At 36.9% G+C, this 17262-nt stretch carries 14 protein-coding genes; 8 read left to right on the forward strand and 6 right to left on the reverse strand.

The features are described from left to right. Window positions 1–2 precede the first annotated feature (2 nt). The 3 genes from ACIQ38_RS03185 to ACIQ38_RS03195 all read left to right on the forward strand — a co-directional run bounded on the left by ACIQ38_RS03185 (window position 3) and on the right by ACIQ38_RS03195 (window position 3844). Window positions 3–1346: a GntP family permease gene (locus ACIQ38_RS03185; RefSeq protein WP_402817855.1), complete on the forward strand. Its 1344-nt coding sequence runs from the start codon at window positions 3–5 to the stop codon at window positions 1344–1346. A 501-nt stretch (window positions 1347–1847) separates the two neighbouring features. Beyond that, window positions 1848–2921 (forward strand): branched-chain amino acid aminotransferase, encoded by a 1074-nt coding sequence (locus ACIQ38_RS03190; protein WP_402817858.1) that lies wholly within the window; start codon window positions 1848–1850, stop codon window positions 2919–2921. A 125-nt stretch (window positions 2922–3046) separates the two neighbouring features. After that, window positions 3047–3844 (forward strand): gamma-glutamyl-gamma-aminobutyrate hydrolase family protein, encoded by a 798-nt coding sequence (locus tag ACIQ38_RS03195; protein ID WP_402817861.1) that lies wholly within the window; start codon window positions 3047–3049, stop codon window positions 3842–3844. 127 nt (window positions 3845–3971) lie between these two features. On the opposite strand, the gene ACIQ38_RS03200 is transcribed toward ACIQ38_RS03195, so the two are convergent. Next, a complete protein-coding gene (locus ACIQ38_RS03200; RefSeq protein ID WP_402817864.1) occupies window positions 3972–4547 on the reverse strand; it encodes a transposase in 576 nt (191 codons plus the stop codon). A gap of 321 nt (window positions 4548–4868) precedes the next feature. Between ACIQ38_RS03200 and ACIQ38_RS03205 the strand changes: the two genes are divergently transcribed. Genes ACIQ38_RS03205 through ACIQ38_RS03215 form a run of 3 tightly spaced genes read left to right on the forward strand, consistent with a single transcriptional unit; the run spans window position 4869 to window position 8056 of the window. Continuing rightward, window positions 4869–5579: a response regulator transcription factor gene (locus ACIQ38_RS03205; protein WP_402817867.1), complete on the forward strand. Its 711-nt coding sequence runs from the start codon at window positions 4869–4871 to the stop codon at window positions 5577–5579. Continuing rightward, complete coding sequence (locus ACIQ38_RS03210) at window positions 5569–6930, forward strand: HAMP domain-containing sensor histidine kinase (protein ID WP_402817870.1); 1362 nt, start codon at window positions 5569–5571, stop codon at window positions 6928–6930. The genes ACIQ38_RS03205 and ACIQ38_RS03210 overlap by 11 nt, the downstream gene beginning before the upstream one ends. A 40-nt stretch (window positions 6931–6970) precedes the next feature. Continuing rightward, window positions 6971–8056, forward strand: a complete 1086-nt coding sequence (locus ACIQ38_RS03215; protein ID WP_402817873.1) for a PepSY domain-containing protein — start codon at window positions 6971–6973, stop codon at window positions 8054–8056. Between the two features lie 422 nt (window positions 8057–8478). On the opposite strand, the gene ACIQ38_RS03220 is transcribed toward ACIQ38_RS03215, so the two are convergent. Further along, window positions 8479–9459 (reverse strand): proline dehydrogenase family protein, encoded by a 981-nt coding sequence (locus tag ACIQ38_RS03220; protein WP_402817876.1) that lies wholly within the window; start codon window positions 9457–9459, stop codon window positions 8479–8481. Window positions 9460–9699: 240 nt separating this feature from the next. On the opposite strand from ACIQ38_RS03220, the gene ACIQ38_RS03225 reads away from it, so the two are divergent. Then, the gene (locus tag ACIQ38_RS03225) at window positions 9700–12018 is read left to right on the forward strand and encodes a 5'-nucleotidase C-terminal domain-containing protein (protein ID WP_402817879.1); all 2319 of its coding nucleotides are present in this window, start codon (window positions 9700–9702) and stop codon (window positions 12016–12018) included. A 186-nt stretch (window positions 12019–12204) separates the two neighbouring features. After that, window positions 12205–12930 carry a hypothetical protein gene (locus ACIQ38_RS03230; protein WP_402817882.1) on the forward strand — a complete coding sequence of 242 codons (726 nt, stop codon included), beginning with the start codon at window positions 12205–12207 and terminating at the stop codon, window positions 12928–12930. Window positions 12931–12955: 25 nt separating this feature from the next. On the opposite strand, the gene ACIQ38_RS03235 is transcribed toward ACIQ38_RS03230, so the two are convergent. The 4 genes from ACIQ38_RS03235 to ACIQ38_RS03250 form a co-directional block, all read right to left on the reverse strand. Beyond that, the gene (locus ACIQ38_RS03235; RefSeq protein WP_402817885.1) at window positions 12956–14011 is read right to left on the reverse strand and encodes a YkvI family membrane protein; all 1056 of its coding nucleotides are present in this window, start codon (window positions 14009–14011) and stop codon (window positions 12956–12958) included. 168 nt (window positions 14012–14179) lie between these two features. Further along, complete coding sequence (locus tag ACIQ38_RS03240; RefSeq protein WP_402817888.1) at window positions 14180–15238, reverse strand: YkvI family membrane protein; 1059 nt, start codon at window positions 15236–15238, stop codon at window positions 14180–14182. A gap of 87 nt (window positions 15239–15325) precedes the next feature. Beyond that, the gene (gene menC, locus ACIQ38_RS03245) at window positions 15326–16435 is read right to left on the reverse strand and encodes an o-succinylbenzoate synthase (RefSeq protein ID WP_402817891.1); all 1110 of its coding nucleotides are present in this window, start codon (window positions 16433–16435) and stop codon (window positions 15326–15328) included. Between the two features lies 1 nt (window position 16436). Next, complete coding sequence (locus ACIQ38_RS03250; protein ID WP_402817894.1) at window positions 16437–17261, reverse strand: GNAT family N-acetyltransferase; 825 nt, start codon at window positions 17259–17261, stop codon at window positions 16437–16439. Window position 17262: the final 1 nt, after the last annotated feature.

The raw sequence follows: 17262 nt of genomic DNA on the forward strand, positions 1-17262 counted from the left end.
AAATGTTGTTTTTTGTGATTTTAGTGGGAGTGCTTTTAGTTGTATTGTTAACAGCGGTGTTCAAATTGCATCCATTTTTGGCGCTTTTAATAAGTGCATTTTTTGTAGGTATAGCATCTGGCATGCCTTTACTTACAGTCGTTGAAAATGTCAATGCTGGTTTCGGCGGGCTGATGACAAGTATTGGGATCGTCATTGTTGCAGGTACAATTATCGGTGTTATTTTAGAAAAATCGGGTGCGGCTTATCGTATGGCGGAAGTAGTGCTTCGTGTTTTAGGAGACAAGCGACCACAGCTTGCGATGTCGATTATCGGTTATATCGTATCGATTCCAGTATTTTGTGATTCAGGATTTATTATTTTATCGAGCTTGAAAAAATCATTGGCAAAACGCGCGAAAGTGAAAGTCGCTTCTATGGCAGTTGCTTTATCAACTGGATTGTATGCAACACATACATTAGTTCCACCAACACCAGGTCCGATTGCAGCAGCAGGTAATATTGGGGCTACAGACTATTTAGGTACTATTATTTTAGTTGGTTTGTTTGTCGCAATACCAGCAGTTATCGTTGGGTATATTTGGGCAGTTAAGGTAGGTATGAAAATTGATGTAGAAGCTGATCATGAAGAAGCGCTCGATTATGAAGAAGTAATCAAATCTTTCGGTAAAATGCCATCTACGTTTAAAGCATTTCTACCAATTGTGTTGCCGATTGTATTAATCGGGACTGGTTCAGTAGCCGCATTAACGGGAAGTGAAACTGGATTTACACAATTCTTGCAATTTTTAGGAGCGCCAACTGTAGCATTATTATTTGGAGTCTTTGCTGCATTTTTATTGTTACCGGAGATCAATGAAACGACTCTATCCGGATGGATTGGCGAGGCATTAAAAGAAGCAGCGCCTATTTTATTAATAACAGGTGCAGGTGGAGCATTTGGTACAGTGATCAAAAATTCAGGAGTTGCGGATCAATTGCAACAAATGGATTTAGGAGCACTTGCAAACGGTGCTTGGTTCTTACTAGTACCATTCTTGATCGCCGCAGCTTTGAAAACAGCACAAGGTTCATCTACAGCTGCTCTTGTTATTACATCATCACTAATTGCACCAATGCTTCCAACACTAGGTATTGAAGGAGCGCTACCACTTGCATTAGTTGTAATGGCAGTCGGAGCAGGAGCAATGACAGTAAGCCATGTGAATGATAGTTTTTTCTGGGTAGTGACACAATTCAGCGGCATGAAAGTAACAGATGCATACAAAGCGCAAACAATGGCTACTTTACTACAAGGTGTAACAACCATTATCGTCACAATGATCATCTGGCTCATCTTTGTATAAACATGGGTTAAATGTGGGTTAATATGGATTTAATATGACAGAATTGTTACTGGTGTCTGGCACCAGTAACAATTCTGCAACAAAACAAGAACCCACGATCAAAAGCAGTTTGCTTTTGATCAGGGGTTCTTTGTTATTAGTTGAAATATAGCATATCGTCGCGGTAGTTTTGTTTTAAGTCTGATTCTAAGAAATTTAAGTAGCGTACGAGCAATTGGGAAGCTTTTCCTCTTGTTAGTATTTCATTAGGATTGATGGGATTCTTTTTATCCGGATCGATTAATCCTAATTCGCTTGCTATCTATATCGGCTAAAAGTAATGAATTGTTACTACGAGGAGAGATTTCTACCTATGTAATAGTAGTTTATTTGGAGCTAATAAAAATATTTTTCCGAAAGGTATTTATAATTTTCTTAAAAGTAGTATAATTGCATATAATATATTGTACGCCAAATACAGCGACAATCTACTAATAATTAAATTGATAGGGGAAATACATAGTGAGTAGTCTAAAAATTCAAATTACGCAAAATGAAAACAAAAATGAGAAAACACCGTCCGACCAGCTAGTTTTCGGTACAAAATTTACAGACCATATGTTTATAGCTGATTACACGGAAGGACAAGGATGGCATGATCACCGAATTGTCCCTTATCAGCCGATTGCATTAGATCCATCTGCTAGTATTTTACATTATGGACAAACTGTTTTTGAAGGAATGAAAGCATATTTATCTGAAGATGGAATTGTTCGGTTGTTTCGCCCAGAAGAAAATATGAGACGTATGAACGGTTCATGTGATCGCCTAAGCATGCCACAAATTGATGAGAATCTTGCGTTGGAAGCATTAAAACAACTAATCGAAATCGATAGAGAATGGGTTCCAAATGAGCCAGGTACATCTCTTTATATTCGTCCTTTTATGATTGCTACAGAGGCGCATTTAGGAGTTTCTGCTTCTAAAACATATAGTTTTATCATTATTATGTCACCAGTTGGTTCTTACTATAAAGAAGGAATTCATCCTGTAAAGATTCTAGTAGAAAATGAATATGTTCGTGCAGTAGCTGGAGGTACAGGAACTGCGAAAACAGCTGGAAACTATGCATCTGGCTTAAAAGCACAAGAAGTTGCGGACCGTGAAGGATATTCACAAGTTCTTTGGTTAGATGGTATTGAGCGAAAATATATCGAAGAAGTCGGGAGCATGAATGTATTTTTCAAAATTGATGGAGAAGTAGTAACACCAGCATTAAACGGTAGCATTTTAGATGGGATTACACGAAAATCAATTATTGCATTATTGAAGCATTGGGGTGTACCAGTAACAGAGCGTAAAGTTTCTATGGAAGAAATTCGTGAGGCATATTTAAATGGGAAGCTAGACGAAGCATTTGGAACTGGAACGGCAGCAGTTATCTCTCCAATCGGTGAATTACGCTGGAAAGGCGAATTATTCTATGTGAACAACGGTGAGACTGGAGAGCTTTCCGAAAAATTATATAATGCGTTAACTGGAATCCAAAAAGGAACAGTTGAGGATCCATTTGGTTGGATTGTCGAAGTAAAGTAAAACTTTATTAAGTAGCGCTTTTCCATCAGGTTAAGGCGATATAAATAATGAAAGACAAATTGTCGCTCTTCTTAATGGAAGAGCGGCGATTTTTTGCTAAGATAGAATACAATGGGGGATGTAAAGTGAAACCACTTATTGGAGTATGTGCAAACTATTTATCAGACGATACTGCTGGCATGGCAGTGGGGATAGGTGCAAAAAATCAAGAATGGCAATTGCTTGCAGATGATTATATTGTTGCGATTGAACGTGCAGGCGGAGTACCTGTTATTTTACCAGTTACAGAGGATATCGAAACATTGACGCCTCTTTTGCAAAAGCTAGATGGTATCTTATTTTCTGGTGGATCTGATGTGGATCCCAATTACTACGGGGAATATCCTAAGTTTGGATTAGGCTTAATAGAACCAAAGCGTGATTCCCATGAAGTGAAGCTCGCTCGAAAGGTTTTGTACGATATGAATGTGCCGGTGCTTGGCATATGCCGAGGTATGCAGTTACTAACAGTTGCGACGGGAGGGACACTGTATCAAGATCTACAATCCCAAAAACCAGAGGGCATTAATCATTCAGTTCCTAAAGCGATACGACATCATGCATTCCATCCGGTATCAATTGAAAAAGATTCGCTTCTTTATGAAATTTATCAAACAGATGAACTTGGCGTAAACAGTTTCCATCATCAAGCAGTGAAAGATTTGGGACAAGGCTTTATAGCAACAATGATGGCGCCAGATGGCATTATAGAAGGGATGGAGTTGGAATCTGATGAACGATTTGTCGTAGCGGTTCAGTGGCATCCAGAAATGATGGAAGGAAAAGTTTCCATCATTCGTCCTATTTTCAATGCTTTTGTAGATCGATGCAGAGTAGCAAGTTCCAATCTCACACTTATTAATAGTGATGAAACTATTGCTTAATATTTTTTACTTGAATCAGCAAACTAAAACTGTCGCCTGAGTGAACTATATCCTGATGGCCACAAGCGCAATTCAAAATCCGGACGCAATTACTCCTGGGCGTAATTGATTAAGTCCCTCTCTTAAGTCAAACTAAGAGAGGGCTTTCTTCTTCCATTCGAAAATTCTCGCAATAAGTACAATAATCCTCCGCGACGATTTCCGGGTATTGTTTGAAAAAAGATGGCAATAACTGCGTATTTATAAAACTAGGTTTCGTCTTTGTTTGGTTGGCATAATACTGGTAAGAACTATATGGATAAGCTTCCATCTTATCCGCAAGTGTATTCGTTGTTCGTAAAGGATTTTGGTGAATATAACTACTTACATTTAATAAGCTAATTGGGTCCACAACCATGCTGGCAAAAAAACGTGTCTCATAGAGCTGACCAAAGTAATTATACTTCCGTTTGAAAAACTCGGAATAACGTTTGTTTAGAATGGCCATTACGTTAGAAAGTGGTACTTCAGGTGAACGAATAAGTAAGTGATAGTGGTTATTCATAATGCAATAAGCAATGATTGTGAATGAATACTTCTCATTCGTATAATGTAGTGCTCGGAAAAATAAAGCAAAGTCCCCTTCGTTTAAAAAAATATTTTGTCTATTATTTCCACGCATCGTGACATGATAAAAAATTTCCGGCTGCCAAACTCTTCTCATTCTCCCCATTAAACTAACACCCCCGACGTTTTGACTACACCATACAACAAAATTAATAAAACAACAATTGTCACAATTAGCCTTTTTCTACGACAATTTCATTTTAATAGGCAAAAAATACTCCAAAATTCGATTTTCCTACTAAAAACACGCTCAAAATTAAATTTTCGACAAGCCTATTTTTTGGCCTAATATTACAGTGGTGTTACTGGTGCCAGGCACCAGTAACACCACTGTAACAATCTGGTTTTAAAGCGATTAGGAACGGTTTTTTTAGTGAGTGGTGTGATAAAATAGTGGGAAAGAAAGTGAGGAGTTCCGATGAAAGAGCATGTACTGATTATTGAAGATGAGGAAAATATCGCGCGTGTTCTTCAGCTAGAGCTGGAATTCGAAGGATATGCTGTCGAAATTGCGTATACGGGAACAGATGGGTTGATCAAATACCGGGAGAAAGTATGGGATTTGGTTTTGCTAGATCTGATGTTGCCGGGGTTGAACGGATTAGATGTCTTAAGACGAATTCGTGCAACGGAGACTAATACTCCTGTTATCTTGTTAACTGCTAAAAGTGATTTAGAGGATAAGGTGACTGGTTTAGATTTAGGGGCGAATGATTATGTTACGAAGCCTTTTGAAATTGAGGAACTTCTTGCGCGGGTCCGCACTGCTATACGCTTTTCCAAATCTTCCTCTGTTGTTTCGCAGCAGGATGAGAATATTCATATATTCAATTCACTCCTATTAAACGAACAAACACGAGAAATAACAAACGATGGTGAATCTGTCAATTTGACACCTAGGGAATATGATCTTTTACTTTATTTGATGAAACATCCAAACCAAGTGCTGACTAGAGAGCAATTGTTAGATGCGGTGTGGGGGTTTGATTATTATGGAGATACAAATGTAGTAGATGTTTATATACGCTATGTACGTAAAAAATTAGAAGAAAGTGGGAAGTCTTCTCTTATTCAAACAGTGCGGGGTGTCGGATACGTACTGAAGGAGAAGAAAATCAATGAAACTTAAAACAAAGATCCATCTATTTTCAACTGTTCTTACACTTGTTATTTTAAGCATAATGAATATTGGTATTTATATTTTATTTGAAAGAATGGCTTTTGATACAGAATATAAACAGCTTAATAGTGAAGTGGATGAGCTAATTGCGGCATTAAGTAAAATAAGTGAAGAAGCAGACGCGGCAACTATTTTGCGTACATATATTCCTCCGAATGGTGGCATTCGTGTCATTGATAGTAAAGGGGGAGTGAAACTGTTTGTCCAAACAATTGATGGTGTTAATGACTTTCATCCCGAATTTCAACAAGGAGAACGGTATTCAATAGGTGCCTTTCAAGGATCGCCTATTTTAACGATTAGCAAGCCAGTCATCTGGGTGAACGGCGAAGTTACGGAAGTTCAGACGATGAAAATATTAATTGACGTAGAAAAGAATTTAGACTTTCTCCGTCTTATTTTACTAAGCGTCATGTTGGTCGGTATGATCCTGACGACAGCCTCAAGCGTAACATTAGGAAAAATCATTACGAAACCGATTAAAAAGCTAATAAACACAATGTCCCAAAGCAGATTATCCGGAACGTATAAAAAGATTGTCGTTCCTCCAAACAAGAAAGATGAAATGACGCAAATGGGCATCGCATTTAACGAGATGATGGAGCAGCTAGAGCAAAACTTTAAAAAACAAGAACAATTCGTATCGGATGCCTCCCACGAATTAAAGACACCACTCACTGTCATTGAAAGCTATGCAAAATTGCTAGCAAGGCATGGCTTTAGCAACACTGCAATTGCAGAAGAATCGGTGCAAGCGATTGTAAATGAAACGGCTAGAATGAAAGAAATGATTGCTCAAATGTTATTGCTAGCTAAAAGTAATGAACAACAAATGCGACAATTTGAAAAAATAGACGTATTTCAATTAGTAGAAACTACATTACAATCAATGCGTACAGCATATAATCGTAAATTTTTATTAAATGGCGAAGGTCCAATCTATGCGAATACAGATATAGAACAATTGCGGCAATTGCTTTTGATCATATTAGATAACGCAAGAAAATATAGTGAGAAAGAAATTAAAACGACTATTTTAGAAGAAGAAAAAGGTATAACTATTTCTATATTAGATTATGGAAATGGTATTCCGAAAAAAGATTTAGCGCATATTTTTGACCGTTTTTATCGAGTGGATGAAGCGCGAAATCGAAAAACGGGTGGCACAGGGCTTGGAATGGCGATTGCTAAAGACATCGCTTCTCGACTGTCGGCGGAATTGAAAATTGAAAGTACCGTTGGATTTGGCACAACGATTCATATTTTTATTCCAAATGCTCCAATTCTCATCGATTTTTAATGTTAGTACATTAAGATAGATTTGGGGAGGGAAAGCGTGAATGAAATTTTTCAAATTAAAAAGATTTCTATCGATTGTTTTGGTGATAATAGCTGGTAGTGTAATTGTGTTTTTATTAACCATTACCCGGACAAATCATCCATCGATAACGGAAAATGAAGTCCGCTCCCAACTTGAGCAGACTTATGACGCAGAAGTAGCTATCGTGAAGAAAAATGAAGCGGTTTATGATGCGCTTATTACGAAAAATGGAATTGTATATTCAGTAGAAATGGATGCCTTAACAGGTGAGGTTAATTCGCTGAAACAATCGGATGAATACATTGTTCAAACAGAAAGGGAAGTTGCGGCAGGACCAATTGAATTGATCCCAGAGCAGCCATCTCCTCAAATAGTAGGACAACCTGATGTAGAAAAAGCTCCTGAAGATGAAAAAGAGACGGGAACAGTAACAGGACCAACTAATGCACCTACCAAAATAATTATTAGTGAAAAAAAGACAGCTACTAATAAAGAAGTGGATGCATCAGAAAAACCGAAAACAAATGAAAATACAGTGACCAAATACATTATATCTGCCACTTCCAAAATTGAAGAAAAGGTAGAAGATAACAAGCCCGAAAAAGAGATTAGCAAAGATTCGTTAAAAGTAGAGACAAGTAAACAAGAAGAAACAAAAGTAGAAACCCCAAAAGAGGACACTGTTAAAGCTGAAGAAAAAGTAGAACCGATGAAACTAGTGAATGCAAAACCAAGCGAATCTGCCAAGGCAGAGGAACAAAAGTCAGAGGAAACGCAAGTGCAAGTCCAAACTTCTCAAACCAATACGGTGCAGTCAGAGACTAAAAAGTCGGAGACGGAAACAAAGTCAGAAACAAAAACTGACACTACTGCAACAGTACTAATCTCGGAAGAACAAGCAATAAAAAAAGCCCAACAACAACAAAAAGGGACAGTTGAAAGTAGTTCGTTTGTGAAAACAAATGAAGGTGGGTACTATTTAATTGTGATGAAAGCAACGGTCACTGAAGGCGACAGTAAGGAAAATGCGAAAGAAAAGAAAACAAAAGCAACCATACAAGTTCATGCAATTTCCGGAAAAATACTTTCGGTCACATGGGAATAAAAATCTCTCATCAAATTCTAATAAAACTCTATGAGTATTCTCATTTAATTTCGATATGATAATAGTAACAAATGAATAGTAATTAAAGTTGATGAATGAGTTTGAAGGAAGCGAGTTCAACCAACTAAGCCATAATAGGGGAAACTGTTAGTTAGTAAAACAGAGCGAAAAAACGAAGCGAAAAAACGAAGGTATCAAATATACGGCGATTTCAATATAATCCTTGAGCGATAACAAGGACCCAAACACCTCATTCTACCATTCCCCGTAGAATAAGGTGTTTTTTTATGCTTTTTTTTTATGCTTTTGTTTTATGTTACAGGATTGTTACTGGTGCCTGGCACCAGTAACAATCCTGTAACATAACTGTACAAACAAAAAAACTGTGTTGCGGTAGAGTCCGGCAACACAGTTTTTGTCATTTATTTTTTGCTTTTGGTACTTTTTGTTAGTCGTCCTAGTGCGAATGCAGCTGCACCGATTCCGATTAATGTGTTTGTTTTTTTGTTGAATACTTGTTTTACGACAAGGTTCATATTTTGCGGGCGCTCAGCTAGGCGACGCATGAAGTAGCCGTACCAGTCGCTTCCAAACGGTACATATGTACAGAAGTTATAGCCTTCTTTCGCAAGTTGTTGTTGCATATCTGTACGGAAGCCGTATAACATTTGGAATTCAAATTTATCATTCGGAATATTATTATCTTTTATAAATTGTTTAACATGATTAATCACATTGTGGTCATGTGTTGCGATCGATGTGAATTTCCCGTTTAATAGATGCCACTCGATTAATTCTACATAGTTTTGATCGATTTCTTCTTTTGTTTGGTATGCATATTCCGCTGGTTCTTTATAAGCACCTTTTACAATACGAAGGCGGAAGTTTTTATATTTTTGAATATCTTCTACAGCACGGTAGAAGTACGCTTGGATTACAGTTCCAACATTATCGTACTCTTTTGATAGCTCGTCCAAAATATCAAATGAAGGTTGTAAATGTTTATGTGATTCCATATCAATATTGATGAAAGTACCGTATTTATTCGCTACAGCTACAATATCTTTTAAATTTTCTAATGCAAAATCATAATCTATATCTAATCCAAGTTGAGATGGTTTTAGTGAAATATGTGCATCTACTTGGTGTTCTTCAATTGCTTCAATGACAGCGATAATTTGTGCTTTTGCTTCTAATGCTTCCTCTTTTTCAAAAACAAATTCCCCTAAATTATCTACAGTACAAGAGATTCCAAGTGCATTTAGTTTTTTTATGCTTTCCATCGTCTCTTCAATATTCGTTCCAGCAACAACATGCTGTGCACCCATTTTTAAACCATATTTTTTTGCTGCCCCGTTTAATGTTTGATTTTCTGACAATGCGATAAAAATATCTTTTAACATAGTGATGCTCCCATCTTTCGTATAATAAACAATTATACCATAAAACGAGGATTGCATATATTTATGTGAAGATAATTTGACATTCTTCGACCACGAATGTTTATTGTATTATTTATCTAAAACTATCAGAATATTATCTTGAAGTTTCTATGAGTTTGAGTTAAGTTTGAAATAGTGAGAAAAATTAAGCAAAAATCACTAGGAAGTTTAGTTATTCTAACATTTTACAGGAGGTAGGACATGAAAAATAGTAAGGTAAAAAAATCAGCGGTTGCTGCAGTAATCGCAACATCATTATTTACTGGTTCAGGTGTTTCATTTGCAAATAGTTCACTACAAGAGGTAGTAGACAATGCAAGAAAAGACATCAAAAATGCATCATATTCCTATGTAACACCTGCACAATCAGGAAAACTAGTTACAAGTGCAGAGGCATACGCTGCATTAAACACAGCAAAAGCAAATTATGAAAAAGCAAAAGAAGCAATTACGAAATCTGATGCAAAAAATAAAGATATTTTACTTAAGAATTTAGATGAGTTATATCAAGAACGAGTTACAAAAGGACTAGTTCCTTATATTGATGCATATAACTATGCTGATAAATATTTGGATCCAATCATGAAAGAACTAAAACAAGCAGAGTCCAATAAAGATTGGGCGGCGATTGAAAAAGCGTATCATAAACTATCTACTCAACTAAAAACGAGAACTGCTATTTTATATCGCTTTACAGGGAAGGCGCCTCGTGATCTATTACTAGAACAGTATAAAACTCCTGCAAATAAAAAACGGGATGCACTAGCTGTTCCAGTAACTGTTTATATGAATGCAAATAAAGCGGCCGCACTCTTTGCAGAGGGTAAAAAAGAAGAAGCACAGGAAATTGTAAACGCTACCTTACCTCTTTTGGAGAAACTTCCAAGTGAGTCAACTTTACCTGCTATAAAAGAACTTAAAAGCTACTTAGAGAAATTATATGCATCTTCTATTGATGTCGATTTTTCATTATCTTTAATGCATGTCAATGATACACATGCCCGCACTGAACAAGCTCCAAAGCGTTTAACTGCGATTAAAGAAGTAAGAGCTGAAAAACCATCTGCACTATTAATCGATGCAGGGGATGTATTTTCTGGAACTCTATATTTCAATGAATTTAAAGGACAAGCAGATGTAGAACTGATGAATTTAATGGATTATGATGTTATGACGTTCGGTAACCATGAATTCGACCTTGGTTCTAGTGAAGAAGGGCATAAAGCATTAAGCGAATTTATCAAAAAATCGAATTTCCCATTTGTTAGTTCGAACGTAGATTTCTCCAAAGATGTCAATCTACAAGGCTTGTTTAATGCAAACATAACTACTGATCCTAAAAATGGTCAAATTTATAGCGGAATTATTAAAGAAGTAGATGGACAAAAAATCGGTTTATTTGGTCTTACAACTGCGGAAACTGCAGATATTTCTAGCCCGAAAGATGTTACATTCTCCGACTATATAAAAGCAGCTCAAACAATGGTAGATGAGTTTGAAAAACAAGGAGTTAATAAAGTCGTAGCTGTAACGCATATTGGTTATGATGATAACCCTACGTACGATAACGATTTATTACTAGCAGCCGCAGTAAGTGGAATCGACGTAATTGTAGGAGGACATAGCCATACGCAATTAGACAAACCTGTAGTAGTAACTAAAGATAAAAATGGTGCAGAAAAAGCACCAACTGTTATCGTACAAGCTTATCAATATAGTGATTTCCTAGGTACATTGGATGTGGACTTCGATAGTAAAGGCGAAGTAATCGGACATGCTGGTAAACTAATCGCTATTAAAGATCAAGTAGCAGACCCAGCAGCTGCAGAACTATTGAAGAAATATTCACCTAAAGTCAATGAAATCAACAAACAAGAAATTGGTGTAGTTGCAGAAGCGGAGCTTGAAAACCCACGTGCAAATAATGATTCAGAACCAAGTGTACGTAAAAACGAAACAGCATTAGGAAATATTATTACAGATGGAATGCTTGCAAAAGCCAAAACTTACAATGATAAAGTAGTAATGGCATTCCAAAATGGTGGAGGAATCCGTGCAGAGATTAAAGCTGGTCCAATCACTGTAGGAGATGTTATTACAGTACTTCCTTTCGGTAACACATTAGCAACGATGGAACTTACAGGAGCAGAAATAAAAGCTGCATTCGAAATTAGCTTTAAATCATATCCTGGTGAAAATGGTGGTTTCTTACACGTTGCTGGTGCAAAAGTGGAATTTGATTCTTCTAAGCCATCTGGACAACGAGTAGTTTCGGTTAAATATAAAGCTGCAGACGGTTCATATGTAGATCTCAAAGATAATGAAAAGTATGTAGTAGCAACAAACGCATTCACTGCTGTACAAGGTGGAGATGGATATGACTTATTCAAAAAAGCTTACCAAGAAGGTCGCGTAACTGATCTAGGTCTATCAGATTGGGAAAACCTTCAAGAACAATTACAATCATTGAAAACAGTAAACAATGAAACTGAAGGTAGAATTGTAGACGTAAAAAAATAATAAAAGATGGAGACCTGTTCGCTTTTATAGTGAATGGGTCTCTTTATTTAGTAACTGTTTCGTATAAAATTTTTGGGGTATTTAGTAGACAAGCGTGTATTAATATCTACGCTTAAAAATAGCAAGTAAATCTTACATTACAGAAGTGAGTGCTTACTTTCTAAAAGAAAGAGGAGGAATTTTTGTATGAAGAAAAACTGCATAAAAGTAACTGCTGCAACAGCTCTGCTATCGGCCTCTATATTTGGCGGCCCTTTAATAGGTAGCGCCCATTGGCATGAAAAAGGACAATCGAAGGATTGGAAGCAATCGTACCAAAAAATGGAGAAGCATCATGGTAAACACAGGGATATAAATTTCCAGAAAAATGATAAACAATGGAAAGAAAAATATGATAATAAAGTCAAAAACAATAGTGAAGACAAAAATATTAGTAAAAAGTCGTCTATCTCATATGAAACTGCAGATGCTTATGGGAAAAATACAATACTCCCACTTCTAGCATCGATTGAAACTACCAAGGCCAATAAGGACTGGGAAGCATTAGAAGGCAATTACCATCTACTTTCTAAAGAGCTGAAAAAGGGAACTTCTCTATTTTATAAAGTAAATGGGAAAGATAATCGCCAAAACCTTTTGGAGACATATAAAGTTCCGGCAGAAGTAAAACGTGCAGAATTAGCGTTGCCAATAAGTATTTATATGGCGCTAAACAGTTTAGAAAAATCATTCGAGAATGGTGAAAAAGCCAAAATAGTGCAGAAATTAACAAAAGTTAAATTGCTAACGGAGAAATTGGAAAATGTAGAGAATAATACTCTACTACAAGATTTAATCGCAAAAGTAAATGGATTGGAAAACAAACTGCAGAATCAAACTGCATCGAATTCTAACTTCATTGCTTATAATTGACCGGAAAAAAAGTGGTGGAGACAATTTATGTCCCCACCACTTTTCTTCGATATGTAAACCAAGATACGATTATTGCCGCCATGAGCAAAATTCCTAAGTAGCCAGTCACGGGGTATATCGTTCCGATAAGATAAACGAATCCTAATGAGCTAGCGAAAAAGGCAATAGTACCTGAAAATAAAGTAAATGCTTTAAAAGAAGTTTTTCCTGGTTTTACAATACGAGCGCAAAATGCATACAGCATCGCTACAGCTGTGTTATAAATCATGCCGATAAGCACGACTGCCATAAAAAAGCCAACAATAGGATGCATATTATTTGCTAAAGTGACCATTGGCAACGATGTATTTTTAATCTCATCAATTTGTGTGAGCATCGAAATATTCATAAGTAAAATAAGTAAACCTAGTCCAAATCCACCTAAAATTCCACCCCAGCCAGCCACTTTTTGGTTTTTAACGGTACCAGCTATAACTGTAATCATCGCTACACCTGCAGCAATATTATAAGAAACGTATAATAATGCACTAAGACCCCAATGAGAGACTGGGGGAGTTGTTCCTGCGCTCACCGTTTTATAATCTACGCTCGAATCATAATAGAACACTGAATAGGCTGCTATAATCAAAACAATTACTAATAGAAATGGAGTGATGGCCCCGATTAATCCAATTACTTTTTGAACATTTAATGTTACGCTGATAATCGTAAGTATTGCCATTATTAAACTACCAACCAAAGTAGATAACCCAAACTGCTCTTCAAAAACAACACCTGCTCCAGCAATCATAATAATGGTTATGCCAAATAACAAACAGGTAATAACCATATCGATAACAAAACCTAAATACGGACCACAAATATGATAAATGACCTTCTTATGCGAAGTCGTTTGTAAGCGACTACCAAGTTGTGTTAAATTCATCCCGAGAAAGGCAAATAAAATAGTTGCAAGAATCGAACCCGCAATACCTAGATAACCATAACTCGTGAAAAATAACAATATTTCTTGTCCTGATACAAAGCCTGCCCCAACGACAATCCCTATAAAAGCGGATCCGATTTGAAGGCTTTTTTTCATATATTGAGCTCCTTTTGTTTTCTGATGGGTTTGTAGATATTTTGATATTATTTAGAGTATACGCTGAGATTACGCCAGACATGAGTGGATAGTTGGAAAAGGTTCGCGAAGAGGAGCGAATCACCTCTAGATTAAAACTCATTTTTATTTATACTATCCTTCTACCTATTAAACACTCGCACCTTTTCGTTTATATACAAACCAAGAAACAATAATCGCAGCGATAAGTAGGAAACCTAAATATCCTGTAATTGGATATACTGTCCCGACAAGCTTCACAAAACCTAGGAAACTAGCAATAAATGCAATTGCACCAAATAGAATCGTAAATACTTTAAACGAAGATTTCTCTGGTTTCACGATACGTGCAGAAAATGCATACAGCATCGCTACCGCTGTGTTATAAATCATCCCAATTAGAACAATGGCCATAATATACCCAACAACCGGATGCATTTCATTGGAAAGTGTGATCATTGGCATTGCAACTTCTGCAATTTTATCCATCTGTGTTAACATCGAAATATTAATAAGTAAAATGAGTAAACCTAATCCAAGCCCACCAATAATTCCTCCGCGTCCTGCCACTTTTTGGTCTTTCACCGTACCACCAATTACTGTGATCATCGCTACACCGGCTGCGATATTATAAGATACATAGAGTAAGGAACCCATGATCCAATTAGAAGCAGCAGGGGACGTTTTGGCAACGGCCGTCTCCATATCGATAGAAGAGGGATCGAAATGGAACAAAGAATATCCAGCAATTATTACTACCATGACTAATAAAAACGGAGTAACCGCACTAATCAAACTAATTACTTTTTGTACATTTAATGTCACTGTGGCGATTGTAACTACTGCCATAAATAGACTACCTACAATTGCTGGCAATCCAAATTGTTCTTCAAAAATTGCACCAGCACCGGAGAACATTACTACTGTTACACCAAATAAGAAAAACGTAATGATAATATCTACAAAAGCACCTAAATACCGACCACAAATATGATAAATAACATCTTTATGAGAGGTCGTTTGAAGTCTGCTTCCTAATTGCGTTAAATTCATACCCAAGAAAGCAAAAAGAACAGCAGCAATGGCTGAACCTGCAATCCCGACATAACCGAAACTAGAGAAAAACTGTAAAATTTCTTGCCCAGAAGCAAAACCCGCCCCTACGATAATCCCGATAAATGCCGAACCAATTTGTAAACTCTTTTTCATATATTTGAACTCCCCGTTATTTAATTATTCTGAATATTTATGACGTAAAGCGCCCAATCTATAAGAAAGGAAAGGGCGCTTATTCATTTATCCTTTAAAGTAAAATGTATCTATAGTGTAACGATTCATTACTTCAATATTCGGCTCATATCCAATACCATAATTTGTAGGAACTGTAATATAACCATCTTCTGCTACTACTTCAGGTGTAATGACATCTTCCTCCCAATAGCGAGAAGAACCAGCGGTATCACCAGGTAAGATAAAGTTCGGAAGTGTTGTTAATGCTACATTATGAGCACGTCCAATTCCCGACTCTAACATGCCGCCACACCATACAGGAATGTCATGTTCCATACAGTAGTCATGAATTTTTTTCGACTCAGTTAAGCCGCCAACACGCCCGATTTTAATATTAATAATTTTTGTACTACCAAGCTCAATTGCTTTGCGAGCATCTTCTAATGAATGAATGCTTTCATCCAAACAAATAGGCGTTTTTAATTCTTTTTGTAATTTTGCGTGATCGATAATATCATCCGAAGCTAAGGGTTGTTCAATCATCGTCAAATTGAATTCATCCAATTGTTTTAAAACGTCGATATCATCTAATGTATAGGCAGAGTTGGCATCTGCCATTAATGGAATTTCTGGAAATGCTTCTCGAAGTGCTTTTATTACATTCACATCAAAGCCCGGTTTTATTTTCACCTTCATCCGTTTATAACCTTCCGCTACATATCCACGAACTAATTCGATTAAATCTTCTGCGCTTTTTTGAATACCGATACTAATGCCGACTTCAATTTTTTCAGCGGTTCCACCAAGTGCTTGAGCCAACGTCATTTGATTGCGTTTGGCGTATAAGTCCCAAATAGCGCCTTCCACTGTTGCTTTCGCCATATTATTTTTGCGAAGAGGAGCAAATAGTTCATTAACTTCGTCTGGGTGCGCAATTTCTTTATTTAATACAAGTGGGATTAGAAAATCACGGATCATATGTAAATTCGTTTCGAGTGTCTCTTCGTTATACCAAGGAGAGTGAAATGCAGTGGATTCCCCCCAACCTGTGTTTCCGAGCTCATCTGTCACTTCTAGTAGCAGGAACTCTTTATCTTGGAATGTACCAAAACTCGTTGAAAAAGGGAATTTCATTGTCATTTTCATTTTGCGGATAGTTATTTCTTTGATTAGCATATTAGTTCTCCTTTGTTTGTAATGGAATAGTCGTTCTTTGCACAAATTGATAGTAGTTCACTGGTTCATTCGTTTTTCTAACTGCAATGAGTGCATAACCTTTTGAAAAGAGTGTTTGAATAATTTTTCGAATTTGCAAACGCCATTGCAATGCAGTTTCAGGACTTGCTTTTTTCATTTCTTGGAATTGCTTGGGAACAGGTACTTCATATCCTTGTCCAGTTGGCTCAAATGTATGGGGTTCCACTAAGACAGGTTGGTTTTGCTCCGACAATTCGGTTTGAAAAGGATTGTCGTAACTTACATTGCTCGGCATCCATTTTTTCTCGACACGTTCACTTGCAATCCACCATTCGATTTGTAAACGATCAGTTGGTAACCCAGCGTTAATCCCACCTGTCATTTCCCCGTAGCAGTTTTCAATATACGTATTTGCGATACCATAAAGCTTGGAAACATTTAAATAGGCATTGCGACTTTCGAGTGGATCGAATGTCCATGTAATCAGTTTATAGCCCATCTCTTTTGCCACGATAAGCTGTTCTTCTTTTAATTTTTTGCCAATGCCTTGCAGTTGGTAATCTGGATGAATGCCAAGCATATGAGAGCATAAATATGTTTCTTTGTTTTGATAGCCAGCAAAACCATAAGAAAAGCCAACTAATTGTTCATCGTCAAATGCACCGATGATTAATCCACCATTTTTAACTGCAGTAAGTGTTTGATGGACCGGAATTGCGCCCATACCCCACACGATCTCCTCTAACTGTTGAACGAGTTGCATTTCTTCGACTGTTTTTAACACGCGCATCGTAATTTGGTTCATA

The sequence above is a fragment of the Psychrobacillus sp. NPDC096389 genome, assembly GCF_044762855.1.
In the GTDB taxonomy this organism is placed as follows: domain Bacteria; phylum Bacillota; class Bacilli; order Bacillales_A; family Planococcaceae; genus Psychrobacillus.

What these genes read in the sequence shown, in the direction of transcription:
- ACIQ38_RS03185 (WP_402817855.1), top strand. Translation starts at nt 3, where the DNA reads ATGTTGTTTTTTGTGATTTTAGTGGGAGTGCTTTTAGTTGTATTGTTA.
- ACIQ38_RS03200 (WP_402817864.1), bottom strand. Translation starts at nt 4,547, where the DNA reads ATGAGAAGAGTTTGGCAGCCGGAAATTTTTTATCATGTCACGATGCGT.
- ACIQ38_RS03205 (WP_402817867.1), top strand. Translation starts at nt 4,869, where the DNA reads ATGAAAGAGCATGTACTGATTATTGAAGATGAGGAAAATATCGCGCGT.
- ACIQ38_RS03210 (WP_402817870.1), top strand. Translation starts at nt 5,569, where the DNA reads ATGAAACTTAAAACAAAGATCCATCTATTTTCAACTGTTCTTACACTT.
- ACIQ38_RS03215 (WP_402817873.1), top strand. Translation starts at nt 6,971, where the DNA reads ATGAAATTTTTCAAATTAAAAAGATTTCTATCGATTGTTTTGGTGATA.
- ACIQ38_RS03220 (WP_402817876.1), bottom strand. Translation starts at nt 9,459, where the DNA reads ATGTTAAAAGATATTTTTATCGCATTGTCAGAAAATCAAACATTAAAC.
- ACIQ38_RS03225 (WP_402817879.1), top strand. Translation starts at nt 9,700, where the DNA reads ATGAAAAATAGTAAGGTAAAAAAATCAGCGGTTGCTGCAGTAATCGCA.
- ACIQ38_RS03230 (WP_402817882.1), top strand. Translation starts at nt 12,205, where the DNA reads ATGAAGAAAAACTGCATAAAAGTAACTGCTGCAACAGCTCTGCTATCG.
- ACIQ38_RS03235 (WP_402817885.1), bottom strand. Translation starts at nt 14,011, where the DNA reads ATGAAAAAAAGCCTTCAAATCGGATCCGCTTTTATAGGGATTGTCGTT.
- ACIQ38_RS03240 (WP_402817888.1), bottom strand. Translation starts at nt 15,238, where the DNA reads ATGAAAAAGAGTTTACAAATTGGTTCGGCATTTATCGGGATTATCGTA.
- menC (WP_402817891.1), bottom strand. Translation starts at nt 16,435, where the DNA reads ATGCTAATCAAAGAAATAACTATCCGCAAAATGAAAATGACAATGAAA.
- ACIQ38_RS03250 (WP_402817894.1), bottom strand. Translation starts at nt 17,261, where the DNA reads ATGAACCAAATTACGATGCGCGTGTTAAAAACAGTCGAAGAAATGCAA.